This window comes from Nocardia sienata NBRC 100364 (assembly GCF_001613205.1).
GTDB lineage: Bacteria > Actinomycetota > Actinomycetes > Mycobacteriales > Mycobacteriaceae > Nocardia > Nocardia sienata.
Genome location: NZ_BDBX01000019.1, coordinates 160,181 through 185,454 on the forward strand (window position 1 = coordinate 160,181; position 25,274 = coordinate 185,454).

The following is a 25,274-nucleotide window of genomic DNA, read 5'->3' on the forward strand; positions in this document are numbered from 1 at the left end:
CCGCCATGGTTCCCGTGCGTGTGGGGTCGTACAACCCCGCAACCGAGGGGTTGTACGACCTCGCGAAACCCCCTGATCGGGGGATGGGATCCCGCCCGGTGGCCGAGGAGGCTGGTCGGCGCACATCCGTCGGAGACTCGGAAGAGGAATCAACCATGCATATCGGAATCGTCGGCGCGGGAATGGCTACGGTGGCCCTGCTCGACGCGATCGCCGCCGCGGACGCGGAGCCGGGGGAGATCACCGTGTTCGAGACCTCCGCCGCTGTCTGGCGCGGCCGCGCATACCAATACGACCAGGACTCCGTACGAGTGAACGCACCACCGATGGCCATGAGCGCCCGCGGCGGCGACCTGGATCATTACCTGCGTTGGTTGCAGGAACGCCCGGAACTCGCCCGCTACCTCGACGAAGGACTCGGCCTACCGGTGGTGCCGCGCGCGGTGTACGGACAATACCTGGAACACACCGCGCGTACCGCCATCGGCGACCTGCGCGGAAACGGGTGGCGGGTCAGCGTGGTCAACTCCGGTGTCACCGGGTTCTCGCGAGATACCGACGCCGCCTTGCACACTGCCGCCGACGGCGCATTCCGAGTGGACCGCGCGGTGCTGTCCGTCGGTGGCGGACAGCCACACGACGATTACGGGCTGGCCGCCGCGCCCGGGTATGTCCATGAGCCGTACCCCCTTTACCGCACGATGGCCGAGGTTGCCCCGGACCGGCACGTCGCCGTCATCGGCAGCGGATTGACCGCGGTCGATATCGTCACCGGACTGGTCTCCACCGGACACACCGGTTCGATCACCCTGATGTCCCGAAGCGGCGTATTGCCCGCCGTACAGCAACGTCCCATCCGATACGAGCCGCGGTATCTGACACCCGAGTACGCGTTGCGACGGGCTCGCGAAAGCGGAGGTCCGATGACACTCACCACACTGATCGAACTGATGGACAAGGAGCTCTCCGAGCTCGGGCAGGATTTCGGGACACTGGCCGATGAGGTCGTCGGCAACGACACCGAACCTCCTGTGCGGCGGTTGCGGCGCCAGCTGTCCCTGGTGGCGGACCCGCATCAAGGCCGGCGGCTCCTCGGGCGGGCCATCCGGACCGTCGTGCCGGCGGTGTGGCCGCTGTTGCGCGAGCAGGACAAGACGATGTTGCGCAGCACGTACTTCCGCACCATCAATTGCCTGAGCTCGCCCATGGTGCCGCACAACGCGGATATCCTGCTGCGACTGCTCGATTCCGGCCAGGTACGGCTGCGGCCGGGATTGCAGAAGATCCGGCCACACTCACCTGCCGGGTTCACGGTGACCGACGACACCGAATGGACCGCCGATGTGGTGATCAATGCCGTCAACCCACCGGCCTACACCGTGCCCCGGGCGGCCGAGGGGTTGGTTCGTTCGCTGATGGCCGCCGCATCGGCCGAACGGCATCCGTTCGGGGGGCTGACCACTCAACCCGGCACCGGGAGACTTCTCCTCTCGGGCCGTCCCGACCGCACCTGGTATGCGCAGGGCAATATCGCGAGCACCTCGACGTTCATCGCGACAGACCCCACGGGCCTCGCGCACGAGGCGGCGCGGCTCGCATACGCCCTCACCGCGCCGCGATAACGACCGCGGGTCTTGTCCCGGTACGGGGTTTCCGGCGTGTCGCACAGCGGTCCGGAAACCTCCGCACAGCTTGCGCAACACACCCGAAACATTGGTGCGCGATCCATTCACGTAGGTGAAACACCTGGGCGTCACGGATGAAACACCGAGTGAGGACCCTTCAGTAGCGGGCCCGATATCGCGCGAGCGGCGGGCCAGAGGATGAGGGAGGAAACTGGTGGAAACCGTGATCGGCGTGCCCAATGCCGGCGACACCGCATGGCTACTGACGAGCGCCGCGCTCGTCCTGTTGATGACACCCGGGCTGGCGTTCTTCTACGGCGGTATGGTCCGTGGCAAGAACGTGCTCAACATGATCATGATGAGCATCAGCGCGATGGGCGTGGTCACCGTGCTCTGGGTGCTGTACGGCTTCTCGGTCGCATTCGGCACCGACAAAGGCGGACTACTCGGCGACCCCGGGCAGTTCTTCGGTCTGAAGACCCTGATCGCCGGGTTCGGCGACGAATCGGCGGGTGTCCCGCTGATCGGAACCATTCCCGCGACGGTATTCGTCGCGTTCCAGGCCATGTTCGCGATCATCACCGTGGCGCTGATCTCCGGCGCGGTGGCCGACCGCCTGAAGTTCAGCGCCTGGCTGGTGTTCGCCGCCATCTGGGCCACCGTGGTGTACTTCCCGGTCGCGCACTGGGTCTGGGGTGGCGGCTGGATCATGGAGAAGGTCGAGGCCATCGACTTCGCCGGTGGTACCGCCGTCCACATCAACTCCGGTGCCGCGGCGCTCGCGCTGGCCATTGTGGTCGGTAAACGCGCGGGCTGGCCGAAAACTCCCTTCCGCCCGCACAATCTGCCCTTCGTCATGCTCGGCGCCGCGCTGCTGTGGTTCGGCTGGTTCGGTTTCAACGCCGGGTCCGCGGCGGCCGCCGACGGTGTCGCCGGAGCCACCTTCGTCACGACGCTGGTCGCCACCGCCGCCGCGATGATCGGCTGGCTGGTGGTGGAGAAGATCCGCGACGGCAAGCCGACCTCGCTGGGCGCCGCCTCCGGTATCGTCGCCGGCCTGGTGGCCATCACACCCTCCTGCTCCTCGGTGAACGTCCTCGGCGCGCTGGCCATCGGCGTCATCGCGGGTGTGCTGTGCGCGCTGGCGGTGAGCCTGAAGTTCAAGTTCGGTTACGACGATTCGCTCGACGTCGTGGGCATCCACATGGTCGGCGGTATCCTCGGCACGGTGCTGATCGGCTTGTTCGCCGCGCCCGAGGCGCCCGCCGGTGCCCAAGGCCTGTTCTACGGTGGTGACCTCGAGCTGCTGGGCCGGCAGGCCCTCGGCGCGGTCGCGGTTCTGGTGTACTCCTTCGTGATCGCTCTGGTGATCGCGTACGCGATCAAGTTCACGATCGGCCTGCGCGCCGACGCCGAGGCGGAATCCAATGGTATGGACGATTCCGAGCACGCGGAGACGGCATACGATTTCGCTGCACTGGGTGGAACCGCACGCTCGGCCGTCAAGGAGGCATGAACCCCATGAAACTGATCACCGCAATCGTCAAGCCGTTCACGCTCGAAGACGTCAAGACCGGCCTGGAGCAGGCGGGCGTATTCGGTATGACCGTGAGCGAGGTCCAGGGATACGGACGGCAGAAGGGCCACACCGAGGTCTACCGCGGGGCCGAGTACTCGGTGGATTTCGTGCCGAAGGTGCGGGTCGAGGTCGTGGTCGACGACGCGACGGTGGACCGGGTAGTGGATCTGATCGTCGAGGCGTCGCGCACCGGCAAGATCGGCGACGGCAAGGTCTGGGTGACCCCGGTCGAAACAATCGTCCGGGTCCGGACCGGGGAACGCGGCACCGACGCGCTATAGACCCCTGCGCGCATCGAGCGCGCCGGCGGGTGCACAACGACAACGCGGCCCCGCTCCCACCGGTTACCGGTCGGGGCGGGGTCGCCTGCGTGAACGGGTGGTGGTTTCGTTGCGAGACAACCGGCAGGATCGAGAGCCCGGGCGAGCCGGCGGCGGGCGGCCCGGAAAAGCGGCCGCACTGTCACACGGTGCCGCGGACCTGGTGCGGGCCCGGGATCAACTGCTGGGTGGCGGCGCGCCGCGGCATCCGCGGCTGGACGCCGAATCGCTGCGCGCGGCACTGGTCGATCTGTACGAGCTGTGGCTCACCAGCAAGGGCGCCGAAGTGGGGATAACGCCGGGCAGCGGGCTGGCGATCATGGCCGTGGGCGGGCTCGGCCGCCGGGAGATGCTGCCGTACTCCGATCTGGATCTGGTGCTGTTACACGAGGATATGGACCCGAAACGGGTCGCCGAGATCGCCGACCGGCTCTGGTATCCGCTGTGGGACGCGCATATCAAACTCGACCACAGTGTGCGCACGGTACCGCATGCCCTGAAGGTGGCCTCCGACGATCTGGTGGCCGCGCTCGGCATGCTCGATGCCCGCCACATCGTGGGTGACTCCGATCTCAGCGACCGGGTGGTCGCGGGGATCCGCGGGGACTGGCGCAGCGGAATACGGGGTCGCTTCGACGAACTGGTCGCCGGAGTACGCGCGCGCTGGGAACGCAGCGGTCAGGTCGCTCACCGCAGCGAACCGGATCTGAAGAACGGGCGCGGCGGATTGCGCGATATCCAGCTGCTGGACGCGCTGGCGATCGCCCAGCTCACCGACGCCATGCCCGGGCTGGGCCCGGACGCGCCCGGTGGTGGCCTGGCCCAGGCCCATCGGCGGCTCCTGGATGTGCGCACCGAACTGCACCGGGTGGCGGGCCGGGCCCGCGACCAGTTGCGCGCCCAGGATGCCGACGAGATCGGGGCTGCGCTGCGTATCGGTGACCGGTTCGATCTGGCGCGCACGCTCAGCGATGCGGCGCGCACCGTCGGATATTCGGTGGATGTGGGACTGCGCACCGCGGGCAATACGCTGCCGCGCCGCGGTCTGGCCCGCTTGCGCCGGATGCCGGTGCGGCGGCCGCTGGACGAGGGCGTGGTCGAACACGCCGGAGAAGTGGTGCTGGCCAGGGACGCCCGGCCCCAGCGCGACCCGGGGCTGGTGCTGCGGGTGGCCGCGGCTTCCGCGCAGACCGGACTGCCGATGTCGGCCACGACTCTGAACCGCCTGTCCGAGGACGCGCCCGAACTGCGTGAGCCGTGGCCCAAGGACGCGTTGAACGATCTGCTGGTGCTGCTCGGCGCGGGCCGGGGCGTGATCGACGCGGTGGAGGCATTGGACCGGACCGGTCTGTGGGGCAGGCTACTGCCGGAATGGGGCGCGGTCCGGGATCTACCGCCGCGTGACGCGCTGCACGTGTGGACGGTGGACCGGCACTCGGTGGAGACGGTGGCCTACGCGAGCGCGCTGAGTACCCGGGTGGCCCGGCCCGATCTGCTGGCCCTCGGAGCGCTGCTGCACGACATCGGCAAGGGCCGGGTGGAGGACCACTGCGCGGTGGGCGCCGACCTGGCGACCCATATCGGCCGCCGGCTGGGCCTGTGGCCCTCGGATGTGGAGATCCTGAGTGCCATGGTCCGCCACCATCTGCTGTTGCCCGATGTCGCCACGCATCGGGATATCGACGATCCGGACACCGTGCGGTACGTGGTCGACGCGCTGGACAACGATCCACGCCGGCTCGAACTGTTGCACGCGCTGGCCGAGGCCGATTCGCTGGCCACCGGCCCGGGCGTATGGGGCGATTGGAAGGCGACCCTGATCGGAGAACTGGTCCGCCGCTGCCGCACCGTGATGGCGGGGGACGCCCTGCCCGAACCCGAACCCATCCCCGAGGAATTGCTGGCCCGCGCCGCCGGCGGCGGCGTGCACGTCGAATTGACGCCGGGCGAGGGGAAATACACCCATATCGCCACCGTGATCGCCCCGGACACCCCCGGACTGCTCTCCAACACCGCGGGCGTACTGGCCCTGCATTCGCTGCGGGTGCTCTCGGCGTCGGTCGGCGGTGCGGGGGGTTCGGCGATCAACACCTTCGTGGTGACACCGACTTTCGGCGGCCCGCCGGATGCGGGCCTGTTGCGGCAGGAGATCAAACGGGCGGCGGCCGGGGAGTTGGATGTGCGCGCGGCGCTGGAGACGCGGGAACGAGAGACCCTCGGCGCGGCGCGCCGGGCCCAGGCCGAGCCCCGGTTGCTGTGGGCGGAGACCGCGATACCCGGCCGGCTGATCCTGCAGTTGCGGGCCGAGGACCGAATCGGTTTGCTCTGCAGGTTGGCCGCGGTGCTGGCGGGTGCGGGCGCCGATGTGCGCTGGGCGAAGGTCGTGACGATGGGCTCGTTCGTGGTGGACGTATTCTGCGTGGATCTGGGGCAACGATCCGGCCCCGATCGCCGCGCGGAGCTCGAATCGGCGATCCTGGGGGTGGTTCCGCGACCGGCTCCGCGCAAATCTCCGGAGGCCGACCAGAACTAGCGTTCGAGGAGAATGTCACCGTTGCGCGTCGATTGCTCACCGTTTGCCAGCGAGTCGGCGATGGCGGGTGATCGGGCCCCTAACATTCGGGTGGTCAGCTGTCGCGCTCATGAGGGGAGCAGGTCGGTGGCAATCCAAGTGGTGACCTCGTCGATCATGACCAGCGATATGACACCGCACATCGCCCGATGTGTAGGTGACGCCTATTGGGTGGTGTCCTGGTTGCCGGGGCGCACACTCACCGAACCCCAGGCGATGGCCGCGATGAATGTGGCCGCCGCCGTAGCGACCAACGGGCTACCGCCCGACGACGACTGGTCGCGGCTGGACAGCCTCTCCCGCGAGCTCGGGCTCACCGGGCGCGAGGCGGCTTATCTGGTTGCTGTGGAACAGCACGACTACCGTCGCGGGTTCTCCACCGAGTACATCGGCGACACCTCCGGCGCCGCGGGGTCGGGGCCTTCGTGACCCCGGTTCTTCACTCCGCCGCTCGATCGCTGCGTACCTTCGCTCCATAACCCGGGCGGACCCCGACCGTGGAGACCGGCCCTCCGGGGTGCGGTCGAGATGTGTGCGGACGGGCGCCACGGCCGGTCTCCGGTACGGCTGCCCGGTGACCATCTCCGGTGATGTATGCGAGCAGTCCGGTGCGGGCCCCGGCCCCGCCGGGCCGCCCGCTACTCTGGGACGCCCATTACCCTGGGACTCAGTGACGTCACTCGAGATCAGGAGCGCGCCAGGTGTTCGAATCCCTTTCCGACCGGTTGACCGGTGCCCTGAAGGATCTTCGCGGTAAGGGACGTCTGTCGCCGGCCGATATCGACGCCACCTGCCGCGAGATCCGCTTGGCGCTGCTGGAGGCCGACGTCGCGCTGCCGGTGGTCCGCGGTTTCATCGCCCGGATCAAGGAGCGGGCCAAGGGCGCGGAGGTCTCGGCCGCGCTGAACCCGGCCCAGCAGGTCGTCAAGATCGTCAACGAGGAACTCGTCGGGATCCTCGGCGGCGAGACCCGGCGCCTGACGCTGGCCAAGACCCCGCCGACGGTGATCATGCTGGCCGGTCTGCAGGGTGCCGGTAAGACCACGCTCGCCGGCAAGCTCGCCAAATGGCTGCGCGACCAGGGGCACCAGCCGCTGCTGGTGGCCTGCGATCTGCAGCGCCCGGGCGCGGTGACCCAGTTGCAGGTGGTCGGGGAACGCGCCGGTGTGCCGGTGTTCGCGCCGCATCCCGGCACCTCGATCGGCGGCGGCGAGAACGCCCTCGGGATCACCGCGGCCGATCCGGTCGCGGTGGCCGAATCCGGTCTCGCCGAGGCACGCGCCAAACAGTACGACGTCGTGATCGTCGACACCGCCGGCCGGCTCGGTATCGACGCCGAACTCATGGCGCAGGCCGCCGGTATCCGTGACGCGGTGAAACCCGACGAGACCCTGTTCGTCCTCGACGCCATGATCGGCCAGGACGCGGTCTCCACCGCCGAGGCCTTCCGCGACGGTGTCGGCTTCACCGGTGTGGTGCTCACCAAACTCGACGGCGACGCCCGCGGCGGCGCGGCGCTGAGCGTGCGTAATGTCACCGGCGCGCCGATCATGTTCGCCTCCACCGGCGAGAAACTCGAGGATTTCGACGTCTTCCATCCCGACCGGATGGCGAGCCGCATCCTCGGTATGGGCGATGTGCTCACCCTCATCGAACAGGCCGAACAGGTCTACGACGCGCAGCAGGCCGAAGAGGCGGCGCGCAAGATCGGCAGTGGCGAGCTCACCCTCGAGGATTTCCTCGACCAGATGCTGGCCATCCGCAAGATGGGACCCATCGGCAATCTGCTCGGAATGCTGCCGGGCGCCGGTCAGATGAAGGACGTCCTCGCCCAGGTCGACGACAAACAGCTCGACCGGGTGCAGGCGATCATCCGCGGTATGACCCCCGCCGAGCGGGAGAACCCGAAGATCATCAACGCCTCCCGCAGGTTGCGCATCGCCAACGGGTCGGGAGTCCAGGTCTCCGATGTCAACCAACTGGTCGATCGGTTCTTCGAGGCCCGCAAGATGATGACCATGATGGGCCGGCAGATGGGGATGCCCGGCGCCAACCGTCGTAACAAGAAACAGAAGGGCAAGAAGGGCAAGAAGGGCGGGCGCGGACCCACCCAGCCGAAGACGCGCGGCGGATTCCCCGGTATGCCGGGCCTGCCCGGCGGCGGCATGCCGGATCTGTCCAATATGCCCCCCGGCCTCGATCAACTGCCCCCGGGGCTGGAGAACTTCGATCTCTCCAAGTTCAAGTTCCCGGATAAGTGAGCTGTGTTATTGGCGCCGCCTGCGGCGTCGCGGGGTTGAGGTCCCCTAGTGTTTCGCCGTTCAGGCCTCGAGACTCGCGCCTTCGGCGCATGTGCTTCGAGGCCTGAACGGCGAGACGGGCCTCAACCCTTTGTTGTGTCTCGTAAAACTCGACGCATTGGGTTGCGTCGGGATTTGGTGTTCGCTGTTCGTGGTTGCGTCGGGGTTCGATGCTCCGAGTCCGAGTCCGAGTCCGAGTCCGAGTCCGAGTCCGAGTCCGAGTCCGAGTCCGAGACCGAGACCGACCGGGACCGGTGTTGGGGGCGCGACCAATCGGTGTTGGGGGCGCGGCCGGGAAACGGGGCACAGCGGGCGGGTGCGCATCGGCTGCGCCCCGACGAGGTCGGTCAGCGCTTCCTGCGACGGCTGAGCAGGAAGGCGATCGTCGCCGCCGAGATCACCAGCACCGCGCCACCGACGGCCACCCACACCAGCGGCGATAGGCCGTCGGCCGCTGTGTCGGCCGCGGCGGCGGGATCCGGCGCACCGGTCTGCTGCGGGTCTGTGCCGAAGGTGCCCGGACTCGCGGAATCGCCTGCGTAGCGCGGCCCCGGCTCGGGCTTGCCGGTGATATCCACCTCCAGCTCGACCGGCACCGGCGCGACCCGGGCCCGTTCGCCGTGGGCGGGGCCCAGCTTCACCGCGATGTAGTACCAGCCCGCCACCGCCTGGTCGTGCATCGTGTGATCGGCGGCCTCCCGGTTCAGGAACCTGATCGGTGTGGTGGCCAGCGCCGTGTCGTTGCTCGGCAGAATGTTCTCGGTCCCGGTGTAGGCGGCGAAATCGAAATCGAGTTCGGCCCGGTACGGGTTGTAGAGCGTGGTGGCGATATTCGAGACGTAGTCACTGCCGCGGTCGGGGGTCGCGGCGAACCGCACCCGGTATGCCAGTCCCTGGCCCCACTCCAGTTTCACCCGGTAGAAGACGAACTCGCCGCGCTGCAGAGTATCGGTGTACCGGCCGGAACCGGACAGGACGGCCGCGACATCGAACGAGCCACCGCCGATCGCCGGGACGGTCACCCCGTCCGGTGCGGCGAACTCCACCGGATCCGGGTCCGGGGCGGGCCCCGGATCGGTGACCGCGGGCTCCACGCCGATCAGCAACTCCACCGGCAGTTGCGCCGGAGCGTTCTCGGCGACATGAGCCCATTCCAGGGCGAAGTAGTAGCGTCCGCCGCCCCGGCACCGGTCGGTGCTCGGACTGCCGGTGTCGGGTTCGGCCGCGCCTGTCCACGCGGTGCCCACGGTCAGCGCCACACCGTCGGTGGAGCGGGTGGCCAGCTCGTTCTCGTACACATGGCAGTCTTCGCCGTCGGTGCCGTAGACCCGCAGGTCGAGGCGGTTGTTCGCGAACACGGCGTCCCCGCCGCGCGGGAAGGAGACGGTGGCGCTGAAATAGGCCGTCGCATCGTCGGGTACGTCCACCGCGTAATAGCGCGGCACGCGCTGCCCGAGTACATCCAGGTGCTGGCCCGCCGCGGCAAGCGGTGCGTCCCGGTATCCCGCGGTACCCGCAATCGGGCTGCCGGCGGGTGCGTAGGTACGCAGGGCGGTGGCGGTCACCCGCGGAAGGACCTGTTCCAGGGCCTTCCCGTCCACGGCATCGGTATAGGTGCCGCCGGTGGCCTGGGCGATACAGGTCAGCTGGGCTCGGGACGGATCGTCGACACCGAAGCCGATGGCGTGCACCACGACCTCGGCGCCCTGGGCGGACAGTTCGCGCGCGACCTCGCACGGGTCCGGCGGCGCGCAGGTGTCCAGGCCGTCGGAGACCAGCACGATCGAACGCGGACCCTCCTGGGGCAGGGCCGCGGCGGCGGTCCGCAAGGAGGTCCCGATGGGGGTGTAACCGCTGGGCACGATCCGGTCCGTGGCGCCGGTCAGCGCGGGCCTGTCGAGGGTCTCGGCCGGATGCAGCACCTGGACGTCGCGGCAGCCGGCGTCCTTCTCCGCGTCCGCGGATCCCGTGGACGTGCCGTACACGGTCAGCCCGACCTCCGCCATCGCCGGTGCCGCGGTCACGAACGACCGCACCGCGTTCTTCGCCGCGTCCATCTTGGTGCCGCTGCCGGGGTCGGGCGCCGCCATGGAGCCCGAGGCGTCCAGGACCAGCATGGTCGGCGCGTACTCCGGCTGCTGCGGTGACTGCTGGGCCAGGGCCGGAACCGAGACCGGTACCAGACCGATCACCCCGGCCGCGGCCGCGGCCAGAATTCTGTTCGAGAATGACACGTGGTCGGTACTCCCATTCGACTCGGCCGGATCCTGCCCGGATACGGCCGGTCGGACGCTACTCAGACGACTGACCAGTTGCCAACCGGCGGATCCCCGCCGACGGGGACGACACGCCCCGGCGCCGCCCGTGAGCTCGCGGACCCGGGCGGTTTCCGGGTCGGCCGCGGCGTCTGGCAGAATGGTCGACCGTCCTTCTGGACAGTGTCAGCCCGTCTCCGGTCACGTACCGCGCGGCGGTCACACACTTCATTCGCAAAACCGGGCTCGCGAGACCGCGTGAGTCGCTGAATTGCGCCGTGACCACTATGAAAGGCAGATCAGCAGATGGCTGTTCGCATCAAGCTCACCCGTATGGGCAAGATCCGCAACCCGCAGTACCGCGTCGTCGTCGCGGACGCCCGCACCCGTCGTGACGGCCGGGCCATCGAGTCCATCGGCAAGTACCACCCGAAGGAAGAGCCTTCGCTGATCGAGATCGACTCGGAGCGGGCGCAGTACTGGCTGGGTGTCGGCGCGCAGCCGACCGAACCGGTGCAGCGGCTCCTGGAGATCACCGGCGACTGGCAGAAGTTCAAGGGCCTGCCGGGTGCCGAGGGGACCCTGAAGGTCGCCGAGCCCAAGCCGTCCAAGCTGGACCTGTTCAACGCCGCGCTGGCCGCCGCCGAGAACGAGCCGGTCGCCGAGGCCATCACCCCCAAGAAGAAGGCCAAGAAGGACAAGGAAGAGGACGCCGCCGGGGCGACCGAGTCCGCTGAGGCCGCCGAGTAATGAGCGTCGTCGTCGCCGATGCCGTGGAACACCTGGTTCGCGGTATCGTCGCCAACCCCGATGATGTCCGTGTCGAGCTGATCACCGGCCGCCGCGGGCGCACCGTCGAGGTGCACGTCCACCCCGATGACCTGGGCAAGGTCATCGGCCGGGGCGGCCGCACCGCGACCGCCCTGCGTACCCTGGTCGCCGGTATCGGCGGACGGGGTATCCGGGTCGACGTGGTCGACACCGACCAGTAGATGGAACTCGTCGTGGGCCGGGTCGCCCGCTCGCACGGTGTGCGGGGCGAACTGGTCGTCGAGGTGCGCACCGACGAACCGGAGGCACGCTTCGCGCCCGGCGCGGTGTTGCGGGGGCGTGCGGCGCGATCGGATCAGGTCCGTGACTTCACCGTGGAGTCGGCCCGGGAACATTCGGGCCGGCTTCTGGTGACACTGGCGGGTGTCACCGACCGGACCACCGCCGACGCCCTGCGCGGCACGCTGCTGCTGGTGGACAGCGATGAGCTCGGGCCGTCGGAGGACCCCGACGAGTTCTACGATCACGAACTCGAGGGTCTGCGCGTACAGCTCACCGACGGCACCGCCGTCGGCACCGTCACCGAAGTGCTGCATTCGGCGGCCGGTGAACTGCTCTCCGTCCGCGCCGACGCGGACGGGCGGGAGATTCTGATCCCCTTCGTCACCGCCATCGTGCCGACGGTGTCGATCGCCGACGCGCTGATCGTGATCGACCCGCCCGAAGGCCTGCTGGATCCGGAATGAGGTGGACGGCGTCATGAGGATCGACGTGGTCACCATCTTCCCGGAATACCTGGACCCGTTGCGGACCGCGCTGCTGGGCAAGGCCATCGACAAGGGTGTCGTATCGGTGGAGGTCCACGATCTGCGGCGCTGGACCCACGATGTGCACAAATCCGTCGATGATTCGCCCTACGGCGGTGGACCCGGCATGGTGATGAAACCTGTCGTCTGGGGGGACGCGCTGGATGCGGTGTGCCCGGACGACGCGCTGCTCGTGGTTCCCACACCCGCCGGTGTGCCCTTCACCCAGGAGACCGCGCAGCGGTGGGCCGGAGAGCAACACCTGGTGTTCGCCTGCGGACGGTACGAGGGGATCGATCAGCGGGTGTTCGACGACGCGGCCCGCCGGGTCCGCGTCGAAGAGGTCAGTATCGGCGACTACGTCCTGATCGGCGGCGAGGCCGCGGTCCTGGTGATGACCGAGGCGGTGGTCCGGTTGATTCCCGGCGTACTCGGCAATCAGCAGTCCCACGAGCAGGATTCGTTCTCCGACGGGTTGCTCGAGGGCCCCAGCTACACCCGCCCGGTGAGCTGGCGGGGACTCGAGGTCCCGCAGATTTTGCTGTCCGGAGACCATGCCCGGATCGCGGCCTGGCGGCGGGAGCAGTCGCTGATCCGCACCCGGGAACGGCGGCCGGATCTGCTGCCCGATACCGACTGAGCCGCTCGCTGCGGCGCAACGCTTCCCGGCCGAACAGGCCGAGTAAGAATCGGGCGGCGATTCGGGACCGGCGGAGTGCGGGTCGATCCCGACCATCGCGCGGTAGGCGCCGAGTCCACGTGACGGTCGGCGCGATCAGGCGATGATGCCGAGGCGGCGGGCGGTGGCCACGGCCTCGTGCCGGGAATGGGCGTCGAGTTTGCGCATCGCGCTGCGCAGATAACTCTTCACCGTTTCCGGGCCCAGCGACAGTCGTTGCGCGACAACTTTGTTGGAGCAACCCAGCGCGACCTGCGACAGTATGTCGATTTCGCGGCGCGCGAGCCGCGGCGCATCGGGGACGGGCGCTCCGGCGAGTGCGCGGGTGAGCCGCTCACCGACCTCCCGCAACTTGTCCCGCATATGCTCGTCGCCGGCCGCGTCCGCGATGGCGCGCAACTCGGCCTGGACCGCGCGCAACTCCTCGGCCACCGCACCGTCGGCAGCGGGGGCGGGGGCGGCCATATCCAGCAGGCGCAGCCGCCGGTCCACCTCGTCGCGTACGCCGATCTCGGTGGCGAGCCGGCGCCCGGCCTGCACCAGTGCGTCGGCGGTCCGGTCGCCGAGGGGACCAGGGCCCCTGGTCGCCGCGTACAGCACCGCCCGGGAACGACCCGACACCACCACCGGTACCGCGACCACCGACCGGAGCCCCTCGCCGAGGACCGGCCCGTCGTAGTGGTGCGTGATCGAGAGCGCGTTGCCGTAGTCGGAAACCGCGGCGGGCCGAAGCGAATCCACGACCCGGCCACCCAACCCGGACGCGCGGGTCACCGACAGGCCTCGTAGACCGTTGGTCCGGACCCCGGCGAACTCGGTCAGCCGCAGGGTGTCTGCGCTGACCTCGCCACCGAAGATCACCGGCGCCCCGGCGACACCCGCCAGCCGGCGGATCTCGGCGCGCAAAGCGTCGCTGTCGCGCGGGCGCAGCAGCGGCGGGGGAGTGGACATGGGGTTGTCACCCCTTTTCGGGGGTAGTGCCGGACCTGGTGTGACCTACATCCTATGGCAACACCGGCCGGACGACCGAGGAGATGTGAGATGGGTGCCGATCCGAACGCGCGGGTACGCGAACTGCTGGACGCATACGACGGGCTCGACGCCTGTGCGGCGGAGCTGCTGTGCGACCGGCATCCGGCCGACGCTGTCGCGTTCACGGTAATCGACAGCGATCTGTCGGCGATCGATCTCACCTACGGTGAGCTGCGCGCGCGGTCCGAACGTTTCGCCGCGGCCCTGGCCGGGCTCGGTGTGGGCCCCGGCGACCAGGTCGCCACGCTGATGGCGAAATCGGTCGATCTGGTGGTGGTGCTGCTCGGCATCTGGCGTCGCGGAGCGGTACACGTCCCGCTGTTCACCGCATTCGCCCCGCCCGCCATCGCGTTCCGGCTCCGGGCCTCCGGGGCTTCGGTGGTGATCGCCGATCCGGATCAGGTCGGCAAGCTGGCGCCGGGTGGGGATATGCCGGCGGATCCGCCCTGGCGCACCGTCGTCACCGGCGATACCGATGTTCCGGGTGCCCTGCGGATGGGCGAGCTGCCGGCCGCCGGGGCCGGAACCGAACCACCGGCCGTGGTGGGTGGGGACGGACTGCTCGTCCAGCTGTTCACCAGCGGCACCACCGGCACTCCCAAGGGGGTGCCGATTCCGGTGCGCGCCCTCGCGTCGTTCCACGCCTATCAGGAGTTCGCGCTGGACGTCCGCCCCGACGACGTCTTCTGGAACGCCGCCGACCCGGGCTGGGCCTACGGTCTCTACTACGCGATCCTCGGTCCGCTGGTGTCCGGAACACGCAGCCTGCTGCTACACGCCGGGTTCTCCCCGGCGCTGACCTGGCAAGTGCTGGAACGCTTCGGGGTCACCAATTTCGCGGCCGCGCCCACCGTCTATCGGGCCCTGCGCGCCGGCGAGCCCGGCAACCCGGTCCGGCTGCGCCGGGCCTCCTCCGCGGGTGAACCGCTGACACCCGAGGTGGTGGCCTGGTCGGCGGAACATCTCGGCGTGGCGGTCCGCGACCACTACGGCCAGACCGAGCACGGCATGGTCATCTGCAATGCCTGGCACGACGATCTCGATACGGCCGCGCCGGCGGGTTCCATGGGCCGCCCGCTCCCGGGCTGGGCCTGCGCCGTCCTGGCCGACGACGCGGATACCGAAGCTCCCGACGGTGAGCTGGGCCGGATCGCCATCGACGCCGAACGCAGTGCGCTGCTGTGGTTCCTCGGCTATCTGGACGCGCCCGAACAGACCGCGCAGCGCTTCACCGCCGACGGTCGCTGGTATCTCACCGGCGACGCCGGTTCTCGTGATGCCGACGGATACTTCCACTTCTCCGCCCGCGACGACGATGTGATCATCATGTCCGGGTACCGGATCGGCCCGTTCGACGTCGAAAGCGTGCTGGTGCTGCACGACGAGGTCGCCGAGGCCGCCGTCGTCGGACTCCCCGACGAGTTGCGCGGCGAAGTGCTCGAGGCGTTCGTGGTGCTGCGCGGTGACACTGCCGGTACCCCGGAACTGGAAGCGCAGCTGCAGACATTGGTGAAGCAGAAGTTCGCCGCGCACGCCTACCCGCGCCGGGTGCATTTCGTCGACACGCTGCCCAAGACCCCCAGTGGCAAGGTGCAGCGGTTCCTGTTGCGGCAGCAGGGGCGTGCCGCCGGATGACCGTGCTCGCTGTGCCCGGCCCCGGGACGAGCCGGGGCCGGGCGCGGTCCGGCTGTCGCCGGGCGAATGTAGTGTGCGGGTGGTGACGACAGTGCCGCAGACCTCGGACCCCGAGACCATCCCCACCGACTCGCCCGCAGACCCCGGTACCGGCCCGGTGGTGTCCGGCCCCGTCAGCCGGCGCATCGCCGACGAGCTCTCGGTGCGGGAGAACCAGGTCCGGGCGGCCGTCGAGCTACTGGACGCCGGGTCGACGGTGCCGTTCATCGCCCGGTACCGCAAGGAGGTCACCGGCGGGCTGGACGACGCCCAGCTGCGTACGCTCGAGGAACGCCTGCACTATCTGCGCGAACTCGACGAGCGCCGGGCCACCATCATCGAATCCATTCGCGGCCAGGGCAAACTCGACGATGCGCTGCACCGGCAGCTGCTGCTGGCCGAGACCAAGGCCCGGCTCGAGGACATCTACCTGCCCTATAAGCCCAAGCGCCGCACCAAGGCTCAGATCGCGCGCGAAGCCGGGCACGAACCCGTCGCCGACGCGCTGCTGGAGAATCCGGACACCGACCCGGCCGGCTACTCCGCCGAACAGCTCGAGGGCGCGCGTGCCATCCTCGTCGAGCGGTTCGCCGAAGACGCCGATCTGGTGGGCGAACTCCGTGAACTCATGTGGAACCGGGGCCGTCTCACCGCCACGGTACGCCCCGGTAAGGAAGAGGCCGGGGCGAAATTCGCCGACTACTTCGAATTCGGCGAGGAATTCGCCACCCTGCCCTCCCACCGCATCCTGGCGCTGCTGCGCGGGGAGAAGGAAGAGGTGCTCAGCCTGCAGCTCGACCCCGAACCCGCCGATTCCGAGCTCGCACCCGGCGAACGCAGCGTCTACGAGGCGCGGATCGCCCAGCGGTTCTCGATCGCCGAGGCCGGACGCGCCGCCGACGGTTGGCTGCTGGACACCGTGCGCTGGGCCTGGCGGACAAAACTCCAGGTGAGCCTGGGTATCGACACCCGGATGCGGTTGCGGCAGGCCGCCGAACGCGATGCGGTGGATGTCTTCGCCGCCAATCTGCGCGATCTGCTGCTGGCCGCGCCGGCCGGTACCCGTACCACCATGGGCCTGGATCCGGGCTATCGCACCGGCGTCAAGGTCGCCGTGGTCGACGGCACCGGCAAGGTTGTCGCGACCGAGGTCGTGTACCCGCACAAACCGCAGAACCAGACCGAGAAGTCGCTGGCGGTACTCGGTGCGCTGGTGGCTCGGTTCGGCGTCGAACTCATCGCCATCGGCAACGGCACGGCCTCCCGGGAGACCGACGCGCTGGCCGCACAACTCATCGAACGGATCCCGGAGAACAAACCGACCAAGATCGTGGTCTCCGAGGCCGGGGCGTCGGTGTACTCCGCCTCCGCTTACGCCAGCCAGGAATTGCCCGATCTCGACGTTTCGCTGCGCGGCGCGGTCTCCATCGCGCGCCGGTTGCAGGATCCGCTGGCCGAACTGGTCAAGATCGAACCGAAATCGATCGGTGTCGGCCAGTACCAGCACGACGTCTCGGAAACGCTGCTGGCCCGGTCGCTGGGCGCGGTGGTGGAGGACGCGGTGAACGCGGTGGGTGTCGATGTGAACACCGCCTCGGTGCCGCTGCTGTCGCGGGTCTCCGGCGTCACCGGGTCGGTGGCCGAGAGCATTGTGGCCCACCGCGACCAGAACGGTCCCTTCCGCAGCCGTACCGCCCTGCTCGACGTACCGCGGCTGGGCCCCAAGGCGTTCGAACAGTGCGCGGGCTTCCTGCGGATCCGCGGCGGGGACGATCCGCTCGACACCTCGGCCGTGCACCCGGAGGCCTATCCGGTGGTGCGCCGGATCCTCGATTCCACCGGTACCGGAATCGCCGAGGTCATCGGCAACGGCGCAATCCTGCGCACGCTGCGCCCGGCCGATTTCACCGATGAGAAATTCGGTGTTCCCACGGTCACCGACATCATCAGCGAACTCGAGAAGCCCGGCCGCGATCCGCGCCCGGAGTTCAAGACCGCGGAATTCGCGGCGGGTATCGAGAAGGTCGCCGATCTGGAGCCGGGAATGGTGCTGGAGGGTGTCGTGACCAATGTCGCCGCTTTCGGTGCCTTCGTCGACGTCGGTGTGCACCAGGACGGTCTGGTCCATGTCTCGGCGATGTCGCGCAATTTCGTGCGCGACCCGCGTGAGGTGGTCAAATCCGGCGATGTGGTCAAGGTGAAGGTGCTCGAGGTCGATGTCGCGCGCCAGCGCATCGGATTGTCGCTGCGCCTCGACGACGAACCCGGGACGGGTAAGCCCGAACGCGGGCAGGCGCCCGGCGACCGTGGCCGCGGCCAGGGTGGCCGCGACGGTGGCGCCCGCACCGGTGGCCGCGACGGTGGCGCCCGCACCGGTGGCCGCGACGGTGGCGCCCGCGGTCAGGGCCGCACCGAGAAGAACCGCGGTGTGCAGGGCAACGGCCAGAGCACCGGCAGTCGCGGTGGCGGCAACGGTGGTGGTCAAGGACGCAATCGCGGGCAGGGCCGGGACGGCCGGCGCGATAATGCCCCTGTGAACGGGGCCATGGCCGACGCGCTGCGCCGGGCGGGTTTCGGGAAGTGACCACGAGCTGAATCGGGGGCCGGTATGCGGCAGTGGCTGTCCGAGGACGTGATCGCCGCGGGCCGGCTCCCGCTGCTCTGCTTTCTGTTCGGCTTCATCACCGGGTTCCTGGTGATCCGGGTCAGCGTCCGGCTCATCCGCGCGCGGGTGCGCTGGTGGCCCGGCAACCTGAAGTCCGGCGGTGTGCACATCCACCACATGGTGTTCGGCGTGGTCCTGGTGCTGATCTCCGGTATCGGGATGATCGCCGGCGCCCCGGGGAACAGCACCGGCACGGCGTCGGTACTGGCGGCCACCTTCGGAGTCGGGGCCGCGCTCGTACTCGACGAGTTCGCGCTGCTGTACTACCTACGCGACGTGTACTGGGAGGAACAGGGACGCACCTCGGTCGACGCGGTGTTCGTCGCCCTCGCGGTCACCGGCCTGCTGCTGCTGGGTTTCCATCCGCTGTGGCTGCTGGAGATCAACGGTGTGCGGCACCAGCCCGGCCTCGGCACGCGGCTGCTCGTCGCCGGATTCGCGGTGGTGAATCTGGCGCTGGCCGCCGTGGTCATCGCCAAGGGCAAGATCTGGACCGGACTGTTCGGCATGTTCTTCCTGCCGCTGCTGGTCGTGGGCGCGCTGCGGCTCAGCCGGCCGGGAGCCCCGTGGGCGCGCTGGCGTTACGGCAGTCGGCGGCGGCTGATGTACCGCGCCATCGTGCGGGAGCGCCGGTACCGGCGCCCGGTGATCCGGGCCAAGATCTTCGTCCAGGACCTGATCGCCGGCAGCCCGGATGTCGATCACGCGCGGTCGGCGGCCGAGGCGGAACTGACGCGTACGGTGGTACCGGCGCCGCCGGCGCCGCCGCGGCAGCATCCGCTGCTGCAGGATCTGCACCTGTGGCCGCCCGATCGGGGCGACGACGCCGAGGAAGCGGGGGCCCCGGCCGGGCCGGTTTCCGAAAGTGACCGCTGATCTGGCACAATGCACAGGTTGCCCTGGGCATGGCCCGGGCGCACCCCACATTCGGAGCACGAACCGGTCGAGCATTCGCGCCGCCAGGTTCCTCTGTTCGCGCGACCATCAGAAGGATGATCATGAACACCCTTGATTTCGTCGACGAGAGCTCGCTGCGCAGCGACGTCCCCGACTTCCGTCCGGGCGACACCCTCAATGTGCACGTGAAGGTCATCGAGGGCTCCAAGGAACGTATCCAGGTCTTCAAGGGCGTCGTCATCCGGCGCCAGGGCGGCGGTATCCGCGAGACCTTCACCGTGCGCAAGGTGTCGTTCGGTGTCGGTGTGGAGCGCACCTTCCCGGTGCACAGCCCCACCATCGATCACATCGATGTGGTAACCCGCGGTGATGTCCGCCGGGCCAAGCTGTACTACCTGCGGGAGCTGCGCGGTAAGGCCGCCAAGATCAAGGAAAAGCGCTGACCCGTCGCTGACCGCCGACACCCGTGCGCCGCGCCGCACCACGGTGACCTCGGCGAACGGCATATGTAGCCCGGTGCCACGAATCCGTTGTGGCGCCGGGCTACGCTGTTCGCGTGGCAGATGAGAGTTGGTCGGTTTCGGGATCCGATTCCAGGAACGAACCGCCGAGAAGGCGTCGTGCGCGAAAGCAGGTCAAAGCGAAGCGGCAGCGGCCGTTCTGGCAGGAACTCCCCATCCTGCTGGTCATCGCGGCGATCATCGCCGCCCTCATGGTCACCTTCGTCGGCCGCCCCTATGTCATTCCCTCCCAATCCATGGAGCCCACTCTGCACGGTTGCGCCGGCTGCACCGGCGATCGGATCTACGTGCAGAAGGTGAGCTACTACTGGAGCGATCCGAAGCCCGGGGATGTGGTCGTATTCGTCGGCCCGCCGTCCTGGAACGACCACTACGTCTCGATTCGCTCCGACAATCCCGCGGTTCGTGGTATCCAGAACTTCTTCGCCTTCTTCGGTCTCGTCCCGCCCGATGAGAACGACCTGGTGAAACGCGTGATCGCGGTCGGCGGCCAGACCGTGGAGTGCTGCGACGAACAGGGCCGGATCATGGTGGACGGAAAACCGCTGGACGAGCCCTATGTCGCCGACGACTACCCGTGGGTGGCGGGCCAGCAGAACGCCGCCTATCCGGTGGGCAGGGTCTTCGGCCCGGTGCTGGTGCCCCCGGGCCACCTGTGGGTGATGGGCGACAACCGCAACGAGTCGCGTGACTCCCGCGCCCATGTCGGTGACGATCTGCAGGGCACGGTGCCCATCGAGAACGTCCGCGGCAAGGCCGTCTTCAAGATCTGGCCGCCCGGCCGGATCGGTCCGGTGACATCGCAGAATCCACAGTAGGCGCGAGCTTTTCGCGTTCGCTCCACGGAAACCGCCGTGCGATCCGCGCGGTCGCGGCGCCGATCACCTTGCCGGACAAGCTGTTCGACCGGGCCTCCACCGGACCTACCGGTGCCGCGCCCGGTCCGGTGCGCGATAATCGGGCGGTGGTTCCCGATCATCTGTCGCGAGGTGGCCAGTGACACGTAGTAACCGTGCCGCCGGTGCCGGGCGAGGCAGCAACTGGCCGCCGCGGGTGGTGGTCCGCAAGGCCGCGGGCCTGCGGACCCTCGATTCGGCGCTGATCCGCGGCGGCCTGGGGCCGGTCGCGGGTGTCGACGAGGCGGGCCGCGGCCCGAGCGCCGGCCCGCTGGTGGTCGCCGCGTGTGTCCTCGCCCCGAAAGCGTCCGCAGCGCTCGCCGGGCTCGACGACTCCAAGAAACTGAGTGAGTCGGCCCGCGAAGCGCTGTTCCCGGTGATCAAGCGGCTGGCCCTCGCCTGGAAGGTCGTCGTGATCCCCGCCGCGGAGATCGATGCCATCGGAATCCACGTCGCCAATATCGAGGGGATGCGCCGGGCGGTGGCGGGGCTGGACTGCTCGCCCGGCTATGTGCTCACCGACGGGTTCCGGGTGCCGGGGCTGGCGGTCCCGTCGCTGCCGGTGATCGGCGGCGACGCCAGCGCCGCCTGTATCGCGGCGGCGAGCGTCTTGGCGAAGGTCACCCGCGACCGGATGATGGTCGAACTCGACCGGCACCGGCCGGGCTACGGTTTCGCCGAGCACAAGGGCTACAACACCGCGCAGCATCTCGAGGCGCTGCGCCGGCTCGGCCCCTGCCCGGAACATCGGAGGTCGTGGCGCACAGTGCGCGAATGCGGCGCGCCGATACCCGCGGCGGCCGAATCCTTGGCGATCGCGACGGCGGAGGCCGGCGGCGCCGCCTGACCGGGTGTTGCGCGGCCGGCCCCGACCCACCCCACCACGCAACCACGGCGTGCGGCCCGGCCCACGGTGACATGTCCGGGCGTGATGAGCGATGATGTGAGCAGACGCAAGGCGGCGAGAAGGAGGACGTTCCACCAGATGAGTGCCGAGGACCTCGAGAAATACGAAACCGAGATGGAGCTCTCGCTCTACCGGGAGTACAAGGACATCGTCGGTCAGTTCTCGTACGTGGTGGAAACCGAACGCCGCTTTTATCTGGCCAACTCGGTGGAGCTACGACCGCAGAACGCCGACGGCGAGGTGTACTTCGAAGTCCGGATGAGCGATGCGTGGGTCTGGGATATGTACCGGCCCGCGCGCTTCGTGAAACACGTCCGGGTGATCACGTTCAAGGATGTGAACATCGAAGAGCTGGAGAAGCCGGACCTGCGCTTGCCCGAATGAGCCGCCGCGGCCGCTGAGTGTCGCCGGCCGGTGCTCCGGACGAACTTTGTCCACAGGTCACGGGTTGTCCACAGACCGCTTGTTTCCGCAGGTCAGCGCCGTGGGCTCGGGTACGCGGTGGCAGATGCTGGGCACGTGGGACACAACACGGCGCTCGGCGCCCAAGGGGAGGAACTGGCGGCCAGATATCTGCAGGCCGCCGGTATGGAGATCGTCTGCCGTAACTGGCGTTGCCGGTACGGCGAGCTCGACCTGGTGGTCCGCGACGCGGGAGTGACCGCCTTCGTCGAGGTGAAGACCAGGTCGGGGCTCGGCTACGGGACACCGGCCGAGGCCGTCACCTACGACAAACAGCAGCGGATCCGCCGTCTGGCGTTGCTCTGGCTCACCGAACAGGACGGTCCCTGGCAGCGGATCCGTTTCGACGTCGTCTCGATCCTGCTCCCACGCACCGCCGAGCCGGTGATCCAGCACCTGCGGGCGGTGTTCTGATGCCGCTGGGCCGGGCCTGCTCGATCGCGGTGCGCGGGATCGACGGGCAGGTCGTCGAGATCGAGGCCGATATCGGCCAGGGGCTGCCGTCGGTGCACCTGGTGGGTCTGCCCGACACCTCGCTCCAGGAATCCCGGGACAGGGTCCGGGCGGCCGTTGTCAATACCGGCGAGAAATGGCCGGACGGCCGGGTGATTCTGGCCCTGTCACCGGCGACGCTGCCGAAGGTGGGTTCCGTCTACGATCTCGCGCTGGCCGTCGCGGTACTGGACGCGGCCGATATCGTGCCCTCCGAGCGGCTCACGGGCACCGTGCTGCTGGGCGAACTCGCCCTCGATGGGCGGTTGCGCCGGGTCCGGGGCATTCTGCCCGCCGTGCTCGCGGCGCGCCGGGCCGGTCGCAAGACGGTGGTGGTCCCCGAGGCCGCTCTTCCGGAAGCGGGCCTCGTCGCCGGAATCCGGGTGCTGGGCGCACCGACGCTGCGCGCCGCCGTCGACTGGTTGCGGGGTGAAGGCGGTCTGGAGGAGTCGTCGGGAGTGCACCCACCACAACCGAGCGCCCCGAGCGGAGACCTGCGGGATGTCGCCGGGCAGCACGAGGCGCGCTGGGCGCTCGAGGTCGCCGCGGCCGGTGGGCACCATCTGCTGCTCACCGGACCGCCCGGAATCGGGAAGACAATGCTGGCCCAACGCCTGCCCGGAGTCCTGCCGCCGCTGTCGGAGGACGAGGCGCTCGAGGTCACCGCCGTCCATTCGGTCGCCGGCACACTCTCCGACGAGCAACCGTTGATCACCGACCCGCCGTTCGTCGCCCCACACCATTCGACCTCGGTGAGCGCCATGGTGGGCGGCGGTTCGGGCTCGGCGCGCCCCGGGGCGGTGAGCCGCGCACATCGCGGGGTGCTGTTCCTGGACGAATGCGCCGAGATCGGGGCCAAGGTGCTCGAGGCCATGCGGACACCGCTGGAGGAGGGCGAGGTACGGATAGCGCGGCGCGACGGGGTGGCCCGCTATCCGGCGCGATTCCAGCTGGTACTCGCCGCCAACCCCTGCCCCTGCGCCCCGGCTCGCGATGTGGACTGTATCTGTGCCCCGCTCGCCCGGCGTCGCTACCTCGGTAAACTATCCGGCCCTTTGATGGACCGAATCGATATCTGGCTGCAGATGCATCCGAATTCGGGGGCGGGTCTGGCGGCGGCGGAATCGGAGGACAGCGCGACCGTGCGCGGCCGGGTGACCGCCGCTCGCGCTGCCGCGGTCGCCCGGTGGCGCGACGCGGGATGGCGTACCAACGCCGAAGTCCCCGGATACGCCCTGCGCCGCCGATTTCCTCTCCCGGCGGAGACGACGGCTCCGGTCGAGGCGGCGCTGCGGCTGGGCCGGATCTCGGCGCGGGGCGCCGACCGGGCGCTGCGGGTCGCGTGGACCATCTGCGATCTGCGCGGCGGCGATATGCCCATCGCCCACGATGTGATGCAGGCACTCGACTTCCGGCAGCGGAGTCCACAGTGAACGCGGCCGGAATGGGCTCGCCTGCCCGGCCGAGGGCCGCCGGCGAGCAGGAAGAGCGGCAACTGGCGTGGGCGTATCTGTCCCGCGTAATTCTCGGACCGTGCCCGGCGCTTACCGCACTGATCGACTCGGTCGGGGTGCGCGAGGCGGCGCGGGCGGTCCGGGAACGTGCGTTACCGCCGGTGCTGTACGCCGCGACCGAGCGTCGGCGGGAGCTGGACACGGCCGCGCGGGATCTGGAGGTGATCCGTGGCAGCGGCGGACGGCTCGTCACCCCCGACGACGCCGAATGGCCGGCCTGGCGGATGCTGGGTCTGGCTCAGCTCACCCCGGGCCGCGACCCGGATGGAGCGGTGCCGCTGGTGTTCTGGGTTCGTGGCGACCCGGATCTGGGCGAACTCTCCGAGCGGGCGGTGGCGGTGGTGGGCGCCCGGTGCAGCACAGGCTACGGCGATCGGGTGGCCGGTGAGATCGCCGGAGAGCTGGCGGCCCGCGGATGGACGGTCGTATCCGGCGCCGCCTTCGGTGTCGACGGGACGGCGCACCGGGCGGCGCTCGCGGTCGGTGGCGCCACCATCGCCGTGTTGGCCTGCGGCGCCGACCGGCCCTACCCGGCCCAGCACGACCGCCTCATTGCGCGGATCGCCGAAACCGGCTTGGTGGTCAGCGAATACCCGCCGGGTACGGTCGCGCGCAAACACCACTTCCTGGCCCGGAATCGGCTGATAGCAGGCCTTGCCGACGGTGTACTGGTGGTCGAGGCCGGGTTGCGCAGTGGCGCCCGGAACACGGCGAAATGGGCGCGCCGGATCGGTCGGCCCGCGCTCGCGGTGCCGGGATCGGTGGATTCGGCGGCCTCCGCGGGTTGTCACCGGATGATCCGTGACGGGGAAGCGACCCTCGTCACCGGTCCGGAGGAAGTGCTCGCCGAAATCGCGCCCCTTCATCTGCCACTGTCCGCCGGTTCGGCCGGTGCCGACCGGCTCAGTGGTACCGAGGCCCAGGTGCTGGCGGCCCTTTCCGTCACCGGCGGCCGGTGGCCGCACGATATCGCAGCAGTGACCGGGATCGCGGCGGCCGATGTCCGCGCGGCACTCGTCGCGCTGGATTTGGCGGGCGCGGCCGCGCGCGGCGAGATGGGCTGGTATCGGCTGGACCGGGTGGCCGAGCGGGGCGGATGAACGCCGCGGTCGCGCCAGATCCTCGAGCGCTGTACGCGGGGCTGTAGGGGGCTCGCTGTGGTCCCGGGCCGGGCCGGGCCCGCCCGCATCCACATCGTCGTGCCACCGGCGACGGTCTCGCCGGGATGCGAACCTTCCAGGGCGTCCATATCGCGGATCCGGAAATACGGCCCGGTAATCCGCACGACGAGTCCGGCGCGCCGAGGT

General features: G+C 69.3%; 22 protein-coding genes. 20 read left to right on the forward strand and 2 right to left on the reverse strand.

What is annotated here, in order from left to right:
- Positions 1 to 155 precede the first annotated feature (155 nt).
- The 6 genes from NS4_RS12360 to ffh all read left to right on the forward strand — a co-directional run bounded on the left by NS4_RS12360 (position 156) and on the right by ffh (position 8,357).
- Positions 156 to 1,622, forward strand: coding sequence for an FAD/NAD(P)-binding protein (locus NS4_RS12360; protein WP_063059645.1), 1,467 nt, complete (start codon positions 156 to 158; stop codon positions 1,620 to 1,622).
- 214 nt (positions 1,623 to 1,836) lie between these two features.
- On the forward strand, positions 1,837 to 3,141 hold the full coding sequence (locus NS4_RS12365) for an ammonium transporter (protein ID WP_157106017.1): 1,305 nt from the start codon (positions 1,837 to 1,839) through the stop codon (positions 3,139 to 3,141).
- A gap of 5 nt (positions 3,142 to 3,146) precedes the next feature.
- Positions 3,147 to 3,485: a P-II family nitrogen regulator gene (locus tag NS4_RS12370; protein WP_030521796.1), complete on the forward strand. Its 339-nt coding sequence runs from the start codon at positions 3,147 to 3,149 to the stop codon at positions 3,483 to 3,485.
- A gap of 109 nt (positions 3,486 to 3,594) precedes the next feature.
- On the forward strand, positions 3,595 to 6,057 hold the full coding sequence (locus NS4_RS12375) for a [protein-PII] uridylyltransferase (protein ID WP_084487165.1): 2,463 nt from the start codon (positions 3,595 to 3,597) through the stop codon (positions 6,055 to 6,057).
- Between the two features lie 126 nt (positions 6,058 to 6,183).
- On the forward strand, positions 6,184 to 6,525 hold the full coding sequence (locus tag NS4_RS12380; RefSeq protein WP_084487148.1) for a hypothetical protein: 342 nt from the start codon (positions 6,184 to 6,186) through the stop codon (positions 6,523 to 6,525).
- A gap of 272 nt (positions 6,526 to 6,797) precedes the next feature.
- Positions 6,798 to 8,357 carry a signal recognition particle protein gene (ffh, locus tag NS4_RS12385; protein ID WP_063059647.1) on the forward strand — a complete coding sequence of 520 codons (1,560 nt, stop codon included), beginning with the start codon at positions 6,798 to 6,800 and terminating at the stop codon, positions 8,355 to 8,357.
- Between the two features lie 386 nt (positions 8,358 to 8,743).
- Here ffh and NS4_RS12390 read toward each other — a convergent pair whose 3' ends face one another.
- The gene (locus NS4_RS12390; protein WP_084487150.1) at positions 8,744 to 10,630 is read right to left on the reverse strand and encodes a vWA domain-containing protein; all 1,887 of its coding nucleotides are present in this window, start codon (positions 10,628 to 10,630) and stop codon (positions 8,744 to 8,746) included.
- 327 nt (positions 10,631 to 10,957) lie between these two features.
- Here NS4_RS12390 and rpsP point away from each other — a divergent pair, with 327 nt between their 5' ends.
- The 4 genes from rpsP to trmD are packed head-to-tail and all read left to right on the forward strand — an operon-like array spanning position 10,958 to position 12,868.
- Positions 10,958 to 11,401 (forward strand): 30S ribosomal protein S16, encoded by a 444-nt coding sequence (gene rpsP / locus NS4_RS12395; RefSeq protein ID WP_063059648.1) that lies wholly within the window; start codon positions 10,958 to 10,960, stop codon positions 11,399 to 11,401.
- Complete coding sequence (locus NS4_RS12400; protein ID WP_030521790.1) at positions 11,401 to 11,643, forward strand: RNA-binding protein; 243 nt, start codon at positions 11,401 to 11,403, stop codon at positions 11,641 to 11,643. Before rpsP ends, NS4_RS12400 begins: the two co-directional genes overlap by 1 nt.
- A complete protein-coding gene (gene rimM / locus NS4_RS12405) occupies positions 11,644 to 12,168 on the forward strand; it encodes a ribosome maturation factor RimM (protein ID WP_063059649.1) in 525 nt (174 codons plus the stop codon). It begins immediately after the preceding gene.
- 13 nt (positions 12,169 to 12,181) lie between these two features.
- On the forward strand, positions 12,182 to 12,868 hold the full coding sequence (gene trmD, locus NS4_RS12410) for a tRNA (guanosine(37)-N1)-methyltransferase TrmD (RefSeq protein WP_063059710.1): 687 nt from the start codon (positions 12,182 to 12,184) through the stop codon (positions 12,866 to 12,868).
- A 135-nt stretch (positions 12,869 to 13,003) separates the two neighbouring features.
- Here trmD and NS4_RS12415 read toward each other — a convergent pair whose 3' ends face one another.
- Positions 13,004 to 13,858: a helix-turn-helix transcriptional regulator gene (locus NS4_RS12415; protein WP_063059650.1), complete on the reverse strand. Its 855-nt coding sequence runs from the start codon at positions 13,856 to 13,858 to the stop codon at positions 13,004 to 13,006.
- Between the two features lie 90 nt (positions 13,859 to 13,948).
- Here NS4_RS12415 and NS4_RS12420 point away from each other — a divergent pair, with 90 nt between their 5' ends.
- The 10 genes from NS4_RS12420 (at position 13,949) to dprA (ending at position 25,067) form a co-directional block, all read left to right on the forward strand.
- The gene (locus NS4_RS12420) at positions 13,949 to 15,574 is read left to right on the forward strand and encodes an AMP-binding protein (RefSeq protein ID WP_063059651.1); all 1,626 of its coding nucleotides are present in this window, start codon (positions 13,949 to 13,951) and stop codon (positions 15,572 to 15,574) included.
- Between the two features lie 118 nt (positions 15,575 to 15,692).
- Positions 15,693 to 18,197 carry a Tex family protein gene (locus tag NS4_RS12425; RefSeq protein WP_281218981.1) on the forward strand — a complete coding sequence of 835 codons (2,505 nt, stop codon included), beginning with the start codon at positions 15,693 to 15,695 and terminating at the stop codon, positions 18,195 to 18,197.
- 24 nt (positions 18,198 to 18,221) lie between these two features.
- Entirely contained in the window at positions 18,222 to 19,154 is a 933-nt protein-coding gene (locus NS4_RS12430) for a TrkH family potassium uptake protein (RefSeq protein ID WP_063059652.1), read from the forward strand.
- A gap of 122 nt (positions 19,155 to 19,276) precedes the next feature.
- The gene (gene rplS, locus NS4_RS12435) at positions 19,277 to 19,618 is read left to right on the forward strand and encodes a 50S ribosomal protein L19 (protein WP_030521783.1); all 342 of its coding nucleotides are present in this window, start codon (positions 19,277 to 19,279) and stop codon (positions 19,616 to 19,618) included.
- A 113-nt stretch (positions 19,619 to 19,731) separates the two neighbouring features.
- The gene (gene lepB, locus NS4_RS12440; protein ID WP_063059653.1) at positions 19,732 to 20,514 is read left to right on the forward strand and encodes a signal peptidase I; all 783 of its coding nucleotides are present in this window, start codon (positions 19,732 to 19,734) and stop codon (positions 20,512 to 20,514) included.
- 178 nt (positions 20,515 to 20,692) lie between these two features.
- On the forward strand, positions 20,693 to 21,439 hold the full coding sequence (locus NS4_RS12445; RefSeq protein WP_084487151.1) for a ribonuclease HII: 747 nt from the start codon (positions 20,693 to 20,695) through the stop codon (positions 21,437 to 21,439).
- Between the two features lie 138 nt (positions 21,440 to 21,577).
- The gene (locus tag NS4_RS12450; protein WP_011210678.1) at positions 21,578 to 21,883 is read left to right on the forward strand and encodes a DUF2469 domain-containing protein; all 306 of its coding nucleotides are present in this window, start codon (positions 21,578 to 21,580) and stop codon (positions 21,881 to 21,883) included.
- Between the two features lie 135 nt (positions 21,884 to 22,018).
- The gene (locus NS4_RS12455; RefSeq protein ID WP_063059654.1) at positions 22,019 to 22,375 is read left to right on the forward strand and encodes a YraN family protein; all 357 of its coding nucleotides are present in this window, start codon (positions 22,019 to 22,021) and stop codon (positions 22,373 to 22,375) included.
- A complete protein-coding gene (locus NS4_RS12460; protein WP_063059655.1) occupies positions 22,375 to 23,886 on the forward strand; it encodes a YifB family Mg chelatase-like AAA ATPase in 1,512 nt (503 codons plus the stop codon). Before NS4_RS12455 ends, NS4_RS12460 begins: the two co-directional genes overlap by 1 nt.
- Positions 23,887 to 23,897: 11 nt before the next feature.
- On the forward strand, positions 23,898 to 25,067 hold the full coding sequence (dprA, locus tag NS4_RS12465) for a DNA-processing protein DprA (protein ID WP_063059712.1): 1,170 nt from the start codon (positions 23,898 to 23,900) through the stop codon (positions 25,065 to 25,067).
- Positions 25,068 to 25,274 lie beyond the last annotated feature (207 nt).

Excerpts from the sequence above, each read along its gene's own strand:
- rplS (WP_030521783.1), top strand. The coding sequence starts at position 19,277 with ATGAACACCCTTGATTTCGTCGACGAGAGCTCGCTGCGCAGCGACGTC.
- NS4_RS12450 (WP_011210678.1), top strand. The coding sequence starts at position 21,578 with ATGAGTGCCGAGGACCTCGAGAAATACGAAACCGAGATGGAGCTCTCG.
- NS4_RS12370 (WP_030521796.1), top strand. The coding sequence starts at position 3,147 with ATGAAACTGATCACCGCAATCGTCAAGCCGTTCACGCTCGAAGACGTC.
- NS4_RS12415 (WP_063059650.1), bottom strand. The coding sequence starts at position 13,858 with ATGTCCACTCCCCCGCCGCTGCTGCGCCCGCGCGACAGCGACGCTTTG.
- NS4_RS12430 (WP_063059652.1), top strand. The coding sequence starts at position 18,222 with ATGCGGCAGTGGCTGTCCGAGGACGTGATCGCCGCGGGCCGGCTCCCG.
- dprA (WP_063059712.1), top strand. The coding sequence starts at position 23,898 with ATGGGCTCGCCTGCCCGGCCGAGGGCCGCCGGCGAGCAGGAAGAGCGG.
- rpsP (WP_063059648.1), top strand. The coding sequence starts at position 10,958 with ATGGCTGTTCGCATCAAGCTCACCCGTATGGGCAAGATCCGCAACCCG.
- NS4_RS12360 (WP_063059645.1), top strand. The coding sequence starts at position 156 with ATGCATATCGGAATCGTCGGCGCGGGAATGGCTACGGTGGCCCTGCTC.
- NS4_RS12420 (WP_063059651.1), top strand. The coding sequence starts at position 13,949 with ATGGGTGCCGATCCGAACGCGCGGGTACGCGAACTGCTGGACGCATAC.
- trmD (WP_063059710.1), top strand. The coding sequence starts at position 12,182 with ATGAGGATCGACGTGGTCACCATCTTCCCGGAATACCTGGACCCGTTG.
- rimM (WP_063059649.1), top strand. The coding sequence starts at position 11,644 with ATGGAACTCGTCGTGGGCCGGGTCGCCCGCTCGCACGGTGTGCGGGGC.
- NS4_RS12400 (WP_030521790.1), top strand. The coding sequence starts at position 11,401 with ATGAGCGTCGTCGTCGCCGATGCCGTGGAACACCTGGTTCGCGGTATC.
- NS4_RS12460 (WP_063059655.1), top strand. The coding sequence starts at position 22,375 with ATGCCGCTGGGCCGGGCCTGCTCGATCGCGGTGCGCGGGATCGACGGG.